The 16,706-nt window shown below is 30.9% G+C and carries 15 protein-coding genes and 3 tRNA genes; 5 read left to right on the top strand and 13 right to left on the bottom strand.

Features of this window, described 5'->3' with window-relative positions; translation table 11 throughout:
• Positions 1-24: 24 nt before the first annotated feature.
• The 3 genes from J3359_RS13145 to J3359_RS13155 all read right to left on the bottom strand — a co-directional run bounded on the left by J3359_RS13145 (position 25) and on the right by J3359_RS13155 (position 4,993).
• Complete coding sequence (locus tag J3359_RS13145) at positions 25-741, bottom strand: alpha/beta hydrolase (protein ID WP_367890376.1); 717 nt, start codon at positions 739-741, stop codon at positions 25-27.
• Positions 742-832: 91 nt separating this feature from the next.
• Positions 833-2,050 carry a 2-oxoglutarate dehydrogenase complex dihydrolipoyllysine-residue succinyltransferase gene (gene odhB / locus J3359_RS13150; RefSeq protein WP_208077310.1) on the bottom strand — a complete coding sequence of 406 codons (1,218 nt, stop codon included), beginning with the start codon at positions 2,048-2,050 and terminating at the stop codon, positions 833-835.
• 210 nt (positions 2,051-2,260) lie between these two features.
• The gene (locus J3359_RS13155; protein ID WP_208077311.1) at positions 2,261-4,993 is read right to left on the bottom strand and encodes a 2-oxoglutarate dehydrogenase E1 component; all 2,733 of its coding nucleotides are present in this window, start codon (positions 4,991-4,993) and stop codon (positions 2,261-2,263) included.
• Positions 4,994-5,175: 182 nt separating this feature from the next.
• On the opposite strand from J3359_RS13155, the gene J3359_RS13160 reads away from it, so the two are divergent.
• From J3359_RS13160 to J3359_RS13175, 4 genes are all read left to right on the top strand, one after another.
• Positions 5,176-5,249 (top strand) — tRNA-Asn (locus J3359_RS13160).
• A gap of 799 nt (positions 5,250-6,048) precedes the next feature.
• A tRNA-Gly gene (locus J3359_RS13165) sits at positions 6,049-6,120 on the top strand.
• 18 nt (positions 6,121-6,138) lie between these two features.
• Positions 6,139-6,224 (top strand) — tRNA-Leu (locus tag J3359_RS13170).
• Positions 6,225-6,885: 661 nt separating this feature from the next.
• The gene (locus tag J3359_RS13175; protein ID WP_208077312.1) at positions 6,886-8,466 is read left to right on the top strand and encodes a solute:sodium symporter family transporter; all 1,581 of its coding nucleotides are present in this window, start codon (positions 6,886-6,888) and stop codon (positions 8,464-8,466) included.
• A gap of 244 nt (positions 8,467-8,710) precedes the next feature.
• Here J3359_RS13175 and J3359_RS13180 read toward each other — a convergent pair whose 3' ends face one another.
• From J3359_RS13180 to pdxA, 9 genes are all read right to left on the bottom strand, one after another.
• On the bottom strand, positions 8,711-9,409 hold the full coding sequence (locus J3359_RS13180; RefSeq protein ID WP_208077313.1) for a LytR/AlgR family response regulator transcription factor: 699 nt from the start codon (positions 9,407-9,409) through the stop codon (positions 8,711-8,713).
• 12 nt (positions 9,410-9,421) lie between these two features.
• On the bottom strand, positions 9,422-9,739 hold the full coding sequence (locus tag J3359_RS13185) for an Hpt domain-containing protein (protein WP_208077314.1): 318 nt from the start codon (positions 9,737-9,739) through the stop codon (positions 9,422-9,424).
• A 1-nt stretch (position 9,740) separates the two neighbouring features.
• Positions 9,741-10,190, bottom strand: a complete 450-nt coding sequence (locus J3359_RS13190) for an Lrp/AsnC ligand binding domain-containing protein (RefSeq protein ID WP_208077315.1) — start codon at positions 10,188-10,190, stop codon at positions 9,741-9,743.
• 87 nt (positions 10,191-10,277) lie between these two features.
• Positions 10,278-11,615, bottom strand: coding sequence for an acetyl-CoA carboxylase biotin carboxylase subunit (gene accC / locus J3359_RS13195; protein ID WP_208077316.1), 1,338 nt, complete (start codon positions 11,613-11,615; stop codon positions 10,278-10,280).
• A gap of 99 nt (positions 11,616-11,714) precedes the next feature.
• Positions 11,715-12,191, bottom strand: a complete 477-nt coding sequence (accB, locus tag J3359_RS13200) for an acetyl-CoA carboxylase biotin carboxyl carrier protein (RefSeq protein WP_208077317.1) — start codon at positions 12,189-12,191, stop codon at positions 11,715-11,717.
• A gap of 27 nt (positions 12,192-12,218) precedes the next feature.
• A complete protein-coding gene (locus J3359_RS13205; protein WP_208077318.1) occupies positions 12,219-13,214 on the bottom strand; it encodes a beta-ketoacyl-ACP synthase III in 996 nt (331 codons plus the stop codon).
• A gap of 154 nt (positions 13,215-13,368) precedes the next feature.
• A complete protein-coding gene (rpmF, locus tag J3359_RS13210) occupies positions 13,369-13,563 on the bottom strand; it encodes a 50S ribosomal protein L32 (RefSeq protein ID WP_088354910.1) in 195 nt (64 codons plus the stop codon).
• 1 nt (position 13,564) lies between these two features.
• Positions 13,565-14,101, bottom strand: coding sequence for a YceD family protein (locus J3359_RS13215; RefSeq protein WP_208077319.1), 537 nt, complete (start codon positions 14,099-14,101; stop codon positions 13,565-13,567).
• An 82-nt stretch (positions 14,102-14,183) separates the two neighbouring features.
• Complete coding sequence (pdxA, locus tag J3359_RS13220) at positions 14,184-15,218, bottom strand: 4-hydroxythreonine-4-phosphate dehydrogenase PdxA (RefSeq protein WP_208077320.1); 1,035 nt, start codon at positions 15,216-15,218, stop codon at positions 14,184-14,186.
• Positions 15,219-15,277: 59 nt separating this feature from the next.
• On the opposite strand from pdxA, the gene J3359_RS13225 reads away from it, so the two are divergent.
• On the top strand, positions 15,278-15,862 hold the full coding sequence (locus J3359_RS13225) for a riboflavin synthase (protein ID WP_208077321.1): 585 nt from the start codon (positions 15,278-15,280) through the stop codon (positions 15,860-15,862).
• Positions 15,863-15,866: 4 nt separating this feature from the next.
• Here J3359_RS13225 and J3359_RS13230 read toward each other — a convergent pair whose 3' ends face one another.
• Positions 15,867-16,007 (bottom strand): PID-CTERM protein-sorting domain-containing protein, encoded by a 141-nt coding sequence (locus J3359_RS13230; protein WP_243765915.1) that lies wholly within the window; start codon positions 16,005-16,007, stop codon positions 15,867-15,869.
• Positions 16,008-16,706 lie beyond the last annotated feature (699 nt).

A 16,706-nucleotide genomic window follows, 5' to 3' on the forward strand; every position in this document is an offset into this window, starting at 1 on the left:
TTTTTTAATTCTTCAACAAAATCTTTATTCTGAGAAATAATGGAAGGATATGTTTTTGTACCCACAAATATTAAAAAAAGGTGGCGCTTTTTCAGTTAAGGAATAAATAGGCGAAGCATCTTTCCAGTTTTCCTCGTTTTTAGTCCATGTTACATCGTAATTATATTGCTCTGTTGGCGGATTTTCTTTTAAATAAGAATACATATCTAAACCTGCAGAATCATTTAAAATAACCCCTTTTATAATATCAGGATTTTCTAAATATTTTGAATTTGTTGCTGTCAATGCAATTAAATGTCCTCCAGCAGAATGCCCCATTAAAAATATTTCGTTCGGATTTCCATTGTATTTTTCAATATTGTTAAACGTCCATTTTATAGCACCAGCAACTTCTTTAGCCATGGTGTCATAATTTCCATTGGGACTTAAAGTATAATTAGGAATTACAGTTACCACCTCTTTTTTAGCAAAATTTCTACCTAAAAAACCATAAATTCCTTTTCTACCTTCCATCCAATAACCACCATGAATAAATATAATTACAGGATTATTTTTAGAGTTTCGAGTTTTAAAAACATTTAATTCTGGTAAATTTTCTACTAATGCTTTTGAAGTCTTTAAGTAAGAAATATCTGTAAATTTCTTAGACGCACAACTCGTCCATAAAAAAGCAGAAATAACAAGTAATAAAAATTTAGAATAGGTTACTATTAATTTATAAGAGTCTCTTTTCTTTTTCATTTTATAAAATTAAACAAAAAATCCCGAGCAAAAGCTCGAGATTTTTATATTTATAAGTAAGACTTGGACAAACTCAGCCCAAACCCTTGATTTACATTTCTAATGCTTTTGTAGGATTATTATCCATTAATAATTCCACAGGATTTTCCAAAGCTTCTTTCACAGCCACTAAAAAACCAACAGATTCACGTCCATCAATAATTCTATGATCGTAAGACAAAGCAACATACATAATTGGCTGAATAACAACACCACCATTAACAGCCATTGGTCTGTTTACAATATTGTGCATTCCTAAAATTCCACTTTGTGGAGGATTAATAATTGGTGTAGATAACATGGAACCAAAAACACCACCATTGGTAATCGTAAACGTTCCCCCAGTCATTTCATCAATTGTAATTTGCCCATCTCGCGCGCGTAGAGCCAATCGTTTTACTTCGCTTTCTACACCTCTAAAAGATAAGTTTTCTGCATTTCTAATTACTGGAACCATTAAACCTTTTGGCCCAGAAACTGCAATAGAAATATCTTGAAAATCGTGTTTAATTTGATAATCTCCATCAATCATCGAATTTACATCTGGATACATTTTTAATGCTCTAACAACTGCCAAAGTAAAGAAAGACATAAACCCTAAACCAACTCCGTGTTTTGCTTTAAAATTTTCTTTATACTCTTTTCGTAAATCGAAAATTGGCTGCATATTCACCTCGTTAAACGTTGTTAACATGGCTGTTTCACTTTTTACAGCTACCAAACGTTCTGCAACTTTTCTACGTAACATAGACATTTTCTTACGCTCTGTTCCACGAGATCCGTTTGCAGGTTGTGTTCCCATAGAAGGCACTGCTTTTACAGCATCGTCTTTGGTAATTCTACCATCTTTTCCTGTTCCTTTAATCGAAGAACCATCCATACCTTTTTCTGCCAAAACTTTTTTAGCAGCTGGTGATGCTACTCCAGAAGCATAGGTATCTTTTTTCTCTACACTTGGCGCGACTTTTTCTTCTTTTGTTGGCGCTTCTTTTGTTGGTTGCTTTTCTGATGCATCTCCTTCAGGTTTTGCTGCACTTGTATCGATTAAACACACAACAGCACCAACCTCTACAGCATCTCCTTCTTCCGCTTTTAAAGTGATAATTCCACTTTCTTCGGCTGGTAATTCTAAAGTTGCTTTGTCAGAATCTACTTCTGCAATCGGTTGATCTTTTTCTACATAATCTCCATCTTCAACTAACCAAGTTGCAATTTCTACTTCTGTAATCGATTCTCCTGGAGAAGGAACTTTCATTTCTAAAACACTCATGGTTTTTTATTTTACTTGCGCCGAAATTATTTCAGCATTTAATTATTTTAACTTTTATTTTTTGGGCGTTTTAACAGGCTTTCCACTATATCTTTTTATTTGACAACTTCTCTTAAAACTTCGTTTGCTACTTTCAATAAAAATACTTTTTTATTTCAGTAATGCTCGAAGAGACAAATAAAAAGGATGTCGTTTCAATCCTTAACGCGCTTACTCATTACTAAAAACACTATCAATAACACCTTTATGACGTTTTTTGAATCTTGTGCTTGAACCTGCTGCAGGAACTGCGTAATATTTACGAGAACGAATATTTAATTTTACCAAATCGAAACGTTCTAACATAAAACTCCAAGCTCCCATATTTCTTGGTTCTTCTTGTGCCCAAACGTAATTTTTTACATTCGGATATCTATCTATTGCTTTTTGTAATTTCTCTAAATGCAATGGAAATAATTGTTCTATTCTAACTAAAGCAACATCTTCTCTTTCTAAATTTTCTCTTTCTTCTAATAAATCGTAATAAAATTTCCCCATACAAAAAACCAACTTTGTTACTTTTTCTGGGTTTATAGTATCATCTATTACTTCTTGAAATTCGCCAGTTGCCAAATCTTCAATAGAAGAAATAACTTTTGTATGTCTTAATAAACTTTTTGGAGTAAATACAATTAATGGTTTTCTATAATCGCGTTTCATTTGACGACGCAATAAATGATAGAAATTCGCAGGCGTTGTACAATTTGCAAGTGTCATATTATCTTCTGCACACAATTGTAAATAACGTTCTATTCTTGCAGATGAATGTTCAGAACCTTGCCCTTCATAACCATGAGGTAATAACACCACAATTCCGTTTTGTAATTTCCATTTATCTTCTGCTGCAGAAATATATTGGTCGAACATTATTTGAGCTCCGTTAGAGAAATCTCCAAACTGTGCTTCCCAAATGGTTAATGTATTTGGGTTACCCATTGCATACCCATAATCGAAACCAAGAACTCCATATTCAGATAATAACGAGTTGTAAATCGTCATTTGTCCTTTACTTTTTGGGTTTCTGTTTAAAAGGTTGATTCTCTCTTCTGAAAGTTCGTCACGTAAAATGGCGTGTCTGTGAGAAAAAGTTCCTCTTTCTACATCTTGCCCAGAAATACGCACATTAAAACCTTCTTCCATTAAAGATCCATAAGCTAAATTCTCTGCCATTCCCCAATCTAATTGATTGGTTTCGAAAGCCATTTTTGCTCTTCCTTGTAATATACGTTCTGCTTTTCTAACAAATTTTACACCTTCAGGAACTGTAGAAACTACTTTTGCAATATTTTTTAAATTGTTTGCTTCATATGTTGTATCAATAGGTTGTAACATCGCTGGTAATTCTTCACGATCGAAACCTTCCCAAGTAGATTGCATGAATTCTTTAACTTTCGATGTTTCTACTTTTTTAGATTCATCGAATTCAGTCTCCAACATATCCTTAAATTCTGTAGTAATTTCAGCTAAATAATTTTTATCTATGCTTCCTTCTTGCAATAATTTTTCTGCATAAATCTCTTTTACATTCTCATGTTTAGAGATTGCTTTGTATAATTTTGGTTGTGTAAAACGAGGCTCATCACCTTCATTATGTCCGTATTTTCTGTATCCTAAAAGATCTATAAAAATATCGGTTTTAAATTTCATTCTAAATTCTAAAGCCATTTGCATTGCATGACAAACTGCTTCTGTATCATCTGCATTTACGTGTAAAACTGGCGATAAAGTTACTTTTGCAACGTCTGTACAATAGGTACTTGAGCGTGCATCTAAATAATTTGTGGTAAACCCAATTTGGTTATTTACCACAATATGTATTGTTCCTCCGGTTTTATAACCATTCAACTTTGCCATTTGAACAACTTCGTAGGCAATTCCTTGACCTGCAATCGCAGCATCCCCATGAATAATTATTGGAAGAATCTTACTTGAATCTCCATCGTATTTTCTATCGATTTTTGCTCTTGTAATTCCTTCTGCAACTGCTGCCACAGTTTCTAAGTGAGATGGGTTTGGAACCAAGTTCATTTTAATTTCGTTGCCATCTCTATAGGTTTTACTTAACGTTAAACCCAAATGGTATTTTACATCTCCATCGATATCTTCGTCTTCGAAATCTTTTCCTTCAAACTCACTAAATAAATCTCTTACTGGTTTTTTAAAAATGTTTACTAACGTATTTAAACGACCTCTATGTGCCATTCCTAAAACACATTCTTTAACGCCAAAATTTTCTGCAGCTTCTCTTAAAACAACTGCCATTCCTGGAATTAGTGATTCTCCTCCTTCTAAAGAAAAACGCTTTTGTCCTACATATTTTGTTTGTAAAAAACTTTCGAAAGTAACTGCTTGATTTAGTTTTCCTAAAATATATTTTTTAGATTCTATAGAATAACTTGGGTGATTATCGTTCTCGTTCAAACGTTTTTGCCACCATTTTAATTTTATGGGGTTTCTCATATACATATATTCCACTCCAATAGAATCGCAATAAATAGTTTTAAGATGACTAATTATTTCAGACAGTTTTACTCTTCCTAAACCCAAAACATCTCCTGCAGAGAATTCTTTGTTTAAATCGTTTTCGGTTAAGCCGAAGTTTTCGATTTCTAAAGTTGGTTCGTATTGTCTTCTTTCTCTTACTGGATTTGTTTTTGTGAATAAATGTCCACGTGTTCTATATCCATTAATCAAGTCTACCACTAAAAATTCCTTCTTAACTTCTTGAGGGATTTTTATTGAGGTTTCTTCATCTTTTAAAGAATAATCTTCATTAGCCAAGTCGTATCCTTGAAAAAAGCTTCTCCAACTTGGTTCAACAGAATCTGGGTTTACTAAGTATTGATCGTATAAATCGGCTATAAAGCCTGTATGTGCTGCGTTTAAGAACGAAAATTTGTCCATATAATATTTTGTGCCTTTTGTGTAAGCTTATTACTAAAACAAAAATACAATATTTGAAATTAATCGAGAATTAATTTCTGTCATAAAAGAGTAAAAAAAAATAAATTTTTTTTCGAAAAGTATTTGGAGATGTATTAAAAAAAATTATATTTGCACTCGCTAATCACAAATGTGAAGCAAACTCCTCTTTAGCTCAGTTGGTTAGAGCATCTGACTGTTAATCAGAGGGTCCAAGGTTCGAGTCCTTGAAGAGGAGCAAAAAAACCTTATCATTTTTTGATAAGGTTTTTTTTATACGTTATTGTTTTTGATGGAATTCTACATAAAACACTGTTTGTTAAATAATTAAAACTTGTTTTCATCAAGTTTCGTTTTTAGAATATGAAACACAACCGTTATAATATTCTGGAATTGGGTTGTAATATTAAACTTCCTTACCGACTTTTTTGAAGTAAAAAATCCAAAAAGTATGTAATGTCTTATAAAAGTTAAATATTTATAAACATAACTAAGTGTATTTATCTTCGACTTTTTCTGATGATTTTTTTAATAAATTGAAAATTTGCTGTTGTTTTTCTTCATTTTGATTAAAATAAATAAGCAAAATTTAAAAAAAACTTATTTCTTTCCTTCTAAAATATTTTTTTGAATTTATTTTTAAAAATAATTCTACTCCTTTAATAAAAGATTGCTGAATTTCTTTTGGAAAGGCATTTTTTAAATAAAATCTATAAACTGAGATAATTTTAAAGCTTTAATAGCTAAAAAATTCTTAAAAACCTTTTCTTTTTTTATAAAACAAACATTAACTCCAAGCAGATAACTAAAAATCAAAAAAAAATATTACAAAACCATAAAAAAGCTATTTATATAGCAGTAAATTTAAGTCTAAAAAGAAAGAAAGAATTGTACACTTTAAACAAATTTGATTTTAAATTAAAAAAAAACAAAAAAGTATTTGCAAGATAAACAAAACATATTATATTTGCACCTCTCTTAAAACATATAGAATTAATTTTATTTTTTTGAGCAAGTTCTAAATAAAAATAATGACTGCGAAAGTAGCTCAGGGGTAGAGCATCACCTTGCCAAGGTGGGGGTCGCGGGTTCAAATCCCGTCTTTCGCTCTATTTTATAATACCAATGCTGAAGTGGTGGAATTGGTAGACACGCTGGACTTAAAATCCAGTGAGCAGTAATGCTCGTATGGGTTCAAGTCCCATCTTCAGTACAATAACCGTTGTTAATCTTTTGATTTTCAGCGGTTTTTTGTTTTTAAAATCCATATATTTATTTCCGACAATTCAATATAAAAATTATACTGCTTTAACGATTTTTGAATCCGAAAAAATATCATCATAAGAAACAATAAAATACAGTAAATATTGGTAAAACTTCTAGTTATTAATCATTATAAAAACAAAACTTACTTAAGAAAAAGCTACACAAACAAACTATTAAGATAGTAATACTAAGAATTTGTTTGGGTTATATAAAGCTGACATAATTACGAATATACTGTTTCACAAGAGTATGGAAATTATATACTTAGTAATTGTTTTTAGTTGAAAAAATCATCAACAAAAAAATTGAAAATTACAGAAAAACAACCGCTAAATTTTAGCATCCTAAAATAGAGCTTAAAAAATACTTAGTAAAATCTGGGGTTTTTACTTATCGTTTTTTAACAAACCCGTTATAATAGGTAAGCATGCTCTCTTCCTTTTGTATATGACCCTTACTTTTCTACTTATTTATTGTTTAAAAAGACTTACACGTGTTATTATTATACTCATATAAAAATAAAAAAAATATTTATGAATTACATCTTCTAATAATTCTGATGTATATTTAGACACAATTAAAATTCAATAACAACCAAAACCCAAATTATGCAATTTCTAACATTTATAGGATTTACAGCTTTAGTAGCCATTATCGCTTATTTAAAAACAAGAAATACTAAAGAAGATTCTTCTGATGGATATTTTTTAGGAGGACGAAGTTTAACTGCTGGAGTTATAGCTGGTTCTTTACTATTAACCAACTTATCTACAGAACAAATTGTTGGTTTAAATGGAGCTGCTTACGAAAGCGGTTTATCTGTAATGGTTTGGGAAACTTTAGCCGCTGTTGCAATGGTGGTAACTGCCATATTTTTATTGCCAAGGTATTTAAAAGGTGGTTTAACAACAGTACCTGGGTTTTTAGCAAAAAGATTCGATGTTACCACAAAAACATTAACTTCTGGCTTGTTTCTAACAGGTTATGTTGTTGTATTGTTGCCAGTAATATTATATTCTGGTTCTTTAGCAATTAGTGGAATGTTCGATGTTCCAGAATTATTAGGAGTTACTCAAAAAGAATCTATTTGGATTTGTGTTTGGGGAATAGGAATTATAGGTTCTATTTATGCCGTTTTTGGAGGTTTAAAAGCAGTTGCAGTTTCAGATTCTATTAATGCAATAGGACTTTTAGTGGGGGGTGTTTTAATTCCTATTTTTGGTTTGATGATGATTGGTGATGGAAGTTTATTAGATGGCTTATCGATTTTAACTACAGAAAATCCAGACAAATTTAAGTCTATGGGAACCAATGACGATCCTGTACCTTTTTACACCATTTTTACTGGAATGATGTTGGTTCAGTTATTTTATTGGGGAACCAACCAACAAATTATACAAAGAGCTTTAGGTGCAAAAGATTTAAAAGAAGGACAAAAAGGATTATTATTAGCGTCATTTATAAAAATACTAGGTCCTATTATTGTGGTTCTACCAGGTTTAATTGCTTTTCATTTATTTGAAGGAAATTTAGCTTCTGCAGATAGTGCTTATCCAATGGTTGTAAAAAAAGTATTACCACAAGCATGGGTTGGTTTCTTTGCAGCTGTTTTATTTGGCGCAATTTTAAGTTCTTTTAACTCTGTTTTAAACAGCTCTGTAACTTTGTTTGGTGTTGATATTTATAAACAGCACATCAACAAAAATGCCGATGAAAAAACCGTTGTAAAATATGGAAAAATTTTTGGTATTATTTTGGCAATTGCAGCTATGTTTGTAGCCCCTCTAATAGCAGATGCTGGTAGTTTGTTCGATTATTTACAGAAGGTAAATGGTATTTACAGTATTCCTATTTTAACGATTATTATCGTTGGTTATTTAACAAAATATGTTCCTGCAATCGCTGCTAAAATCGGGCTTGTTTCTGGTTGTTTATTATACATCGCTTATTTAATTATAGATGTATATTCGCCTGAGGTATTTGCGAGCTTGCACTTTTTAGATATTTGTGCTATCTTATTTATATTAAATGTTTTAATAATGCTAGTTATTGGTAAGTTACATCCAAGAAAAGAACCATTTATACAAGAATACACTAAACAGGTAGACATTACTCCTTGGAAATACACAACCCACACAGGAATCGCCATTTGTTTAATTGTTGTGGCTGTTTATGTTTATTTTGCTTAAAAGCATAAAACGCTTCAATGTCTTATTAAAAAAAAAGAGTTGAAAATATTACTTTCAACTCTTTTTGTACCAATTTATAAATCCCCCAATTTATAATTGTAATTATATAATTTCACTCAACTTAAAATTATATTTAATCCCTAATTGTACTACAAAGAAACAATCTTTCTAAGCATTGTAATTAGGATTTCGATAAATAGAATAAAATAATAGTTGAATGGTATTATTTTTTCGATTATTTGTTTTACAGTAAATTTAGTTTTTCCATTAATCCACTTTTATGAGATCTGCTAATAGGAACAACATATTTTTCAATTAAGACTGTATTGTCTTCGATATCTATAATTTTTGAAGTATTTATAATATACGATCTATGAATTCTCATAAACATATTAGATGGCAACTTCTCATCTATTTTTTTTAAAGTAGAATGCACTATGTAGTTTTTATTAAGCGTTTTAATATTTATATAATCTCCTTTTGCTTCAATTAAAAGAATATCAGGAATATTAATTTTAACCAATCTTTTATCTACATATACAAATATAAAATCTTTATTTCCAACCGCTGAAGAGTGTTTAACACCAATGTTCGTAGTTGTTTTAGACAACTTATCGATCGATTTTAAGAAACGCTCTAACCTTAAAGGTTTAAGCAAATAGTCTACCACTGCATCGTATTCGAAAGCTTCTAGTGCAAAAGTTTTATCTGACGTTGTTAAAATAATTTTTGGAGATATTTTTAAAGTTTTTATAAAATCGAATCCAGAAAAAGTAGGCATATGTATATCTAAAAAAATAACTTCAACTGAATTTGAGTTTAAATATTTTATAGCATCTATCGCAGAAGAAAACTCTTCTTTTACTTTTAATTTTGTTTGTTTACACAACTGCCTTATAATCAATCTAGCAGACGCATCATCATCTATGATTATACAATTCATTCTTTTGGGGACTTATTTATCGCTTAAATATACACCAATTCTCTCTAAAATAATTATCAAATTTGCATATTGTTCCGTATTTCCATTTTTTATTTCTTGCTCTATTTCTGAAGCTAATTCAAAGCTTTTCTCCATACCTAAGATACTTATTTTATGTTTTATTTTATGTATATTAAATGATAGTTGTATGTAATCTTCCTTTTTAAAATTTTTCTTTATCAAAGATAATTCTTTAATAAACTCTTCTTTTAAGATTGTAAGCATAGAGGCCTCAAAATCTTTATCTCCACCAGAAATTTGCTGTATATAATTAAGGTTTGGTTTCTCCAATTTAGATAGAAATTTGTCGATTGATTTGCTGACTCAAAGAAATTAAAGTTTCTGTTCTTGAAATACCTTTAATTGTTTGAATATTGTTTTGAAGTAAACTTAGAAGATGGTCGTTACTTTTACATAGAATTTTAATAAAAATAGGGTAATTTCCAGTTGTATAATGACTTTCTACTACTTCTGGAATATTTTTTATTTGTTTGGTTACTGCTTTAACTTCTCCTATTGAATCTAAAAAAACACCTACGAAAGCAGTTGTTGTATATCCCAAAACTTTTGGATTTAGCTTCATATGATAACCATCGATTAATTTCAATTTTTCTAACTTCCTTAATCGTTGATGAATGGCTGCACCAGAGATACCTACTTCTCTGGCAATACTTAAAACTGGTGTTCTTGCATCTTTTACCAATGTTTTAATAATAATTTTGTCTATCCCGTCAATCTTCATATATAAATTATTTCGTATAAAGGTAAAAAAAATAGAGAACACAAACTGTATTCTCTATTTTTCATTTATAATTATAACTAAATATGGTTATTTTAATACAAAATCTTCCATAAATTTAGTGGTGTAATTTCCTGAAATATAATCTGGATGGTCCATTAATTGTCTATGAAATGGAATGGTAGTTTTAACTCCTTCAATTACAAATTCATCTAATGCTCTCTTCATCTTATTAATGGCTTCTTCTCTTGTTTGAGCAGTAACAATTAATTTTGCAATCATAGAATCGTAATTTGGCGGAATCATATATCCTGCATACACATGTGTATCCATTCTTACTCCATGACCTCCTGGTGTATGTAAAGTTGTAATTTTTCCTGGAGCTGGTCTAAAGTTATTGTAAGGATCTTCCGCATTTATTCTACATTCTATTGAATGTAATTGAGGATAGTAGTTCTTTCCTGAAATTGGTACTCCAGCAGCTACTAAGATTTGTTCGCGAATTAAATCGTAATTTACAACCTCTTCTGTAATTGGGTGTTCTACTTGGATACGTGTATTCATTTCCATAAAATAGAAGTTTCTGTGCTTATCTACTAAAAACTCTACAGTTCCTGCACCTTCATATTTTATATATTCTGCCGCTTTTACAGCAGCATTACCCATAGCTTCTCTTAACTCGTCTGTCATAAAAGGAGAAGGTGTTTCTTCTGTTAACTTTTGATGACGTCTTTGCACAGAACAGTCTCTCTCAGATAAATGACATGCTTTTCCGAAAGAATCTCCCACAATTTGAATTTCGATATGTCTTGGCTCTTCAATAAGTTTTTCCATATACATATCGTCATTTCCAAAGGCGGCTTTAGATTCTTGTCTTGCAGATTCCCAAGCTTCTTTTAAATCTTCTGCTTTCCAAACAGCTCTCATTCCTTTTCCACCACCACCAGCAGATGCTTTTAGCATTACTGGATAGCCAGTTTCTTTGGCAATTTTTTGGCAATCTTCGAAATCGGTAATTACACCTTCGCTTCCTGGAACGCATGGAACGCCTGCAGCAATCATGGTAGATTTTGCATTTGCTTTATCTCCCATTTGGTCGATCATCTCTCCAGTAGCTCCAATAAATTTTATGTTGTGTTCTTCACAAAGTCTAGAGAATTTTGCGTTTTCAGACAAAAACCCATAACCTGGATGTATCGCATCTGCATTTGTAATTTCTGCAGCTGCAATAATATTAGGCATTTTTAAGTACGATTCCGAACTTGATGGAGGACCAATACAAACTGCTTCGTCTGCAAATCTTACATGCAAGCTTTCTGCATCTGCAGTAGAATATACTGCAACCGTTTTAATACCCATTTCTTTACAAGTTCTAATTACACGTAGTGCAATTTCACCCCTGTTGGCAATTAATATTTTTTTAAACATCTTTGTAGTATTTCGTTAGTTAGAAAATAGTTAATTAAAAACATCGATATATAATTGAATAAAAATATTCGAAATTTATATATAGATTTTCGAATTAACCTACGATGGATCTACTAAAAATAATGGTTGATCGAATTCTACTGGAGAAGAGTCGTCCACTAAAATTTTAACGACTTTACCTGAAACTTCAGATTCTATCTCGTTAAATAATTTCATTGCTTCGATAACACATACTGTATCTCCAACACTAATTTCTGAACCTACTTCTACAAAATTTGGTTTTTCTGGTGCTGGTTTTCTGTAAAATGTTCCAATAATTGGCGATTTAACAGTAATATACTTAGCATCGTTACTTTCTGCAGAAGTTGCTACAGGTTGTTCTGAAGTTGGTTGAGGAGCAGCTGCTACTGGTGCAGCAGGAACTTGTTGCATAGGTGCAGCTTGAACAATTGTTGTTTCTGTTTTTTCTGAACCTGTTCTAATTGTAATTTTTACATCTTCCATTTCTAACTTTACCTCGCTAGCGCCAGATTTAGCTACAAATTTTATAAGATTTTGAATTTCTTTAATATCCATTTTTCTTATTATTTAGTTTGTTTAGTATTACGAATTGTATGCCCATTTTAAGTATGCAGCTCCCCATGTGAAGCCACCACCAAATGCAGCAAATATTAAATTATCTCCTTTTTTCAATTCATTTTCATAGTCTGCTAATAAAAGTGGTAAAGTTGCAGATGTTGTATTTCCATATCTATGGATATTCATCATTACTTTTTCCGAAGAAACTCCCACTCTTTTTGCAGTTGCTTCGATTATTCTTTTATTTGCTTGATGTGCCACCAACCATTGAATGTCTGGCTCTGTCAAGTTATTTCTTATCAACATTTTTTCTGCAACATCTGCCATATTAGAAACAGCGTACTTAAAAACTGTTTTTCCTTCTTGATATACAAAATGTTTATTTGCCTCTACAGTTTCTTTTGTTGTTGGCATGATAGAACCACCTGCTTCGATTCTTAAGAAATCTCTACCAATTCCATCGCTTCTTAAATACTCGTCTTGTAAACCTAAACCTTCGTTATTTGGTTCGAATAATACAGCTCCTGCTCCATCTCCAAAGATAATACATGTTGCTCTATCTGTATAATCTATAATCGAAGACATTTTATCTGCTCCAATTAGCAATACTTTTTTATATCTTCCAGACTCTATATAACTTGCTGCTGTAGACATTCCATACAAAAAACTAGAGCAAGCTGCTTGTAAATCGTAACCAAAAGCGTTTACAGCACCAATTTCTGTAGCAACATAGGCTGCTGTAGAAGCTACTGGTAAATCTGGAGTCGCTGTTGCAACAATAACCAAATCTATTTCTGTTGGGTTACAGTTAGATTTTTGTAATAATTCTTCGGCTGCTTTAATTGCCATGTAAGAAGTACCTAAACCTTCTCCTTTAAGAATTCTTCTTTCTTTTATTCCTGTTCTTGTAGTTATCCATTCATCATTTGTATCTACATAGCTTTCTAACTCTTTATTTGTTAAAATATATTCAGGAACATACTTCCCTACTGCTGTAATTGCTGCAGTGATTTTAGTCATAATTCTTGGTTTATTATCCAAATGTTTAGGAAATTCAAAGTAATGAAAATATTTTCACTTTTTAGGAAAAAGTTATCAAAAACGATGGATTTTAGTATAAAAACGCAAAAAAACCCTCAAACTTGAGGGTTTTTAAAACATTTTAATTGTTTTTTTAAGCTTCTGCAACTGCAGATTCTAATACTATTTGACCTCGGTAATATAATTTACCTTCGTGCCAGTGAGCTCTATGATATAAATGTGCCTCACCAGTTGTTGGATCTGTAGCGATCTGCTGATAAGATGCTTTATAATGTGTTCTCCTTTTATCTCTTCTTGTTTTGGATATTTTTCTTTTAGGATGTGCCATTTTATGTCTTTTTATCTGTTATTAAATTCTTTAATTTATCCCACCTTGGGTCTGTTTCTTCAACAGTTTGTACTTTTTTTATTTTTAGTTCTTCTAATTTTTTTAATGCCTCAGATTCCATAGTTCCATCCAACACTTTTGGGTGTACTCTTTTATTTGGAACTGCTAACACAATCATTTCATAAATAAACTGTGCTACATTAAATTCATACGCTTCATGAGGTAATATTAAAATCTCTTCATTATCATCATTATATTCTGGACCAAATTTTACAACTAGTGGTAAAACCGAACTAATTTCTTGGTCGAACATCTCATTTGTAAGATCACAAGGAACATTTACAGTTCCTTTAGCTGTAAAAAGAAGCTCTAATAAGGTGCTTTTTTTTACAAAATCTAATGTTACATCTATCGAAGCTTTTTCAAACTCATTGTAATTAAATGCGTTAAAGAACGTATTGTCAATCGAATATTCGAATAAATGCTTTCCTTCTTTTAATCCTACAAACGATATGTTGAATTGTTTTAAGTCTTTCATTATCATACATCAATTGAGCGTGCAAAGATATAAAAAAATGTTTTACACACCTCTTTCTTTTCAAAAAAATTAATTTCGGTAATTACTTTACTAATAGTGGGTTTTTAGTAAGCTCTAAATACTCGTTTCTATTCCTATATATTTGAATACCTGCAAACAATGCTTCTGTAAAAGAAGAAGAATTTGCTAGGTTTTTTCCTGCAATATCGAAACCTGTTCCATGGTCTGGAGAAGTTCTAATTTTATTTAAACCTGCTGTAAAATTAACACCATTACCAAAAGACAGTGCTTTAAAAGGTGCCAAACCCTGGTCGTGATAAGTTGCTAATACGCCATCGAATTGTTTGTAGGTTTCCGAACCAAAAAAACCATCTGCAGCATAAGGCCCAAAAACTAATGTTCCTTCTTTTTTAATCTCGTCTATTGCTGGTTTTATAATCTCATCGTCTTCTTTTCCAATAACTCCTTTATCTCCACAATGTGGATTTAAAGATAATACAGCAATTTTTGGTTTATTAATTCCAAAATCTTTCTTTAAAGACTCGTGCATTACTGCAACTTTCTCTTTAATAAGTGCTGGTGTAATTGTTTCTGCAACTTTAGAGATTGGAATATGCCCAGTAATTAAACCTATTCTTAGTTTATCTGTCATTAGAATCATTAAGCCATCGCCTTCTAAATTTGCTTCTAAATACTCTGTATGCCCAGGAAAGTTAAAAGTTTCCGATTGAATATTTTCTTTATTTATTGGAGCTGTAAGCAAAACACCTATACGATCTTCTTTTAAATGTTCCATAGCAGAAGCTAATGATTTTGCTGCATATTCTCCAGATTCTTTTGTAGATGTTCCTAAAGCTAAATTAACTTCTTCTTTCCAAATATTTAAAACATTTATTTTGTTATGGTTTACTTGATTTATGTTAGTAATACCATGCACAGGAACCTCTAAACTAAGTGCTTTTTTATGGTAAGAAATAACTTTGGTAGCTCCAAATAAAACTGGAGTACAAAAATCTAACATTCTTTTATCTTGAAATGTTTTTAAAATTACTTCTATTCCTATTCCATTTAGATCTCCAATTGAAATTCCAACGATAATTTTATCAGATTTATCCATAGTAACTCTTGTATTATTCCTATTTTTGATTTGTACAAAAGTAACCAAAATTTAGCGAAATGTTTACAGGAATTATAGAAACACTTGGAGTTGTTACAAATATAGAAAAAGAGCAAGACAACGTTCATTTAACAGTAAAAAGCTCAATTACAAACGAACTTAAAATAGACCAAAGTGTAGCACATAATGGAGTTTGCTTAACTGTAGTAGCAATAAATAATGATGAATACACAGTAACAGCCATTAAAGAAACCTTAGATAAAACAACAATTGGTTTGTTAAAACCAGCTGATGCAATTAATTTAGAACGCGCTATGAAATTAGGCGACAGATTAGATGGACACATTGTGCAAGGTCATGTAGACGAAACAGGTGTTTGTACCAATATCGAAAAACAAAATGGAAGTACCATTTTTACGTTTAGTTATAACTCAGAAAAAAATAATATAACTATAGAAAAAGGATCGATAACTGTAAATGGAGTGAGTTTAACAGTAGTAAATTCTAAAGAGAATTCTTTTAGTGTTGCAATAATACCTTATACTTTTGATAATACTTCATTCAAAAACATATCATTAAATAACAAGGTAAATTTAGAATTCGACGTTATTGGAAAGTATGTAAGTAGATTAATGGTTAGATAGAATATTATTTTCTAACCTTGTTAACTCCATAAATTAATCCCGAAACAAATAGAAACAGTAAACCTCCATCAACTGGAAGTCCAGGTGGTGGTGGTGGTGGCATTGGTGGTGGCACAACTTGCCCATTAACCATACATGTGTACATAAGCGCTATAGACAGCACTAAGAAATTTTTTTTCTTCATTTTATATCCCCCCAGATTAAAATTTTGAAATATTTTATAGATACAAATATAGAGTATTTAAATTAAATACTTGTGTAAAATAAAGTGGTTCCACTTGGAGCCTCTTAAAGTTTGCAAATATAATGTAATATTGCAGTATTAAAGAAAATTTTTCACTTGTTTTTTCAGTGCAAACGCATCATAATTTAAGTATTTTTGGCATATATTTATTATTCAAAGCAGCTTTAAGTCTTCTACTTTTAATCGTGTATTCTTTGCTATAGATAGTAAGTAATTTGAACTGTGTTTTATAGAGTGGGTAAAAACGTTGGCACAAACAGATAAAGAAATATAGATACTAAATATTTTTCTTTGTTAAATTCCATTGTGTTCTGTTATATAGCTGCCAACGTGCTTGTATAAGAATAGTTTCGATTTTGTGCACGAGGAATTTCAGAATGAAATTCAGAAGTGTGCAAAATTGCAACTGCTTTCGGTTAAGCTAAAATAGCAATTATTTTTATGCGTTGTTAGCAAATGTTGTTTTTTTTCATTCTCCTTAGTTTATTAATTAAATCCTAAAATTCAGCTTTTTAGTAAGAATTCCGTAATTTATATTTTTCATTTTCTGCTCAATTTCTCAAACTTTCTAAATTTCACGATTCCTTGGGAATTCCGCAA

Origin of the sequence: Polaribacter cellanae, assembly GCF_017569185.1 — a bacterium.
Lineage (GTDB): Bacteria > Bacteroidota > Bacteroidia > Flavobacteriales > Flavobacteriaceae > Polaribacter > Polaribacter cellanae.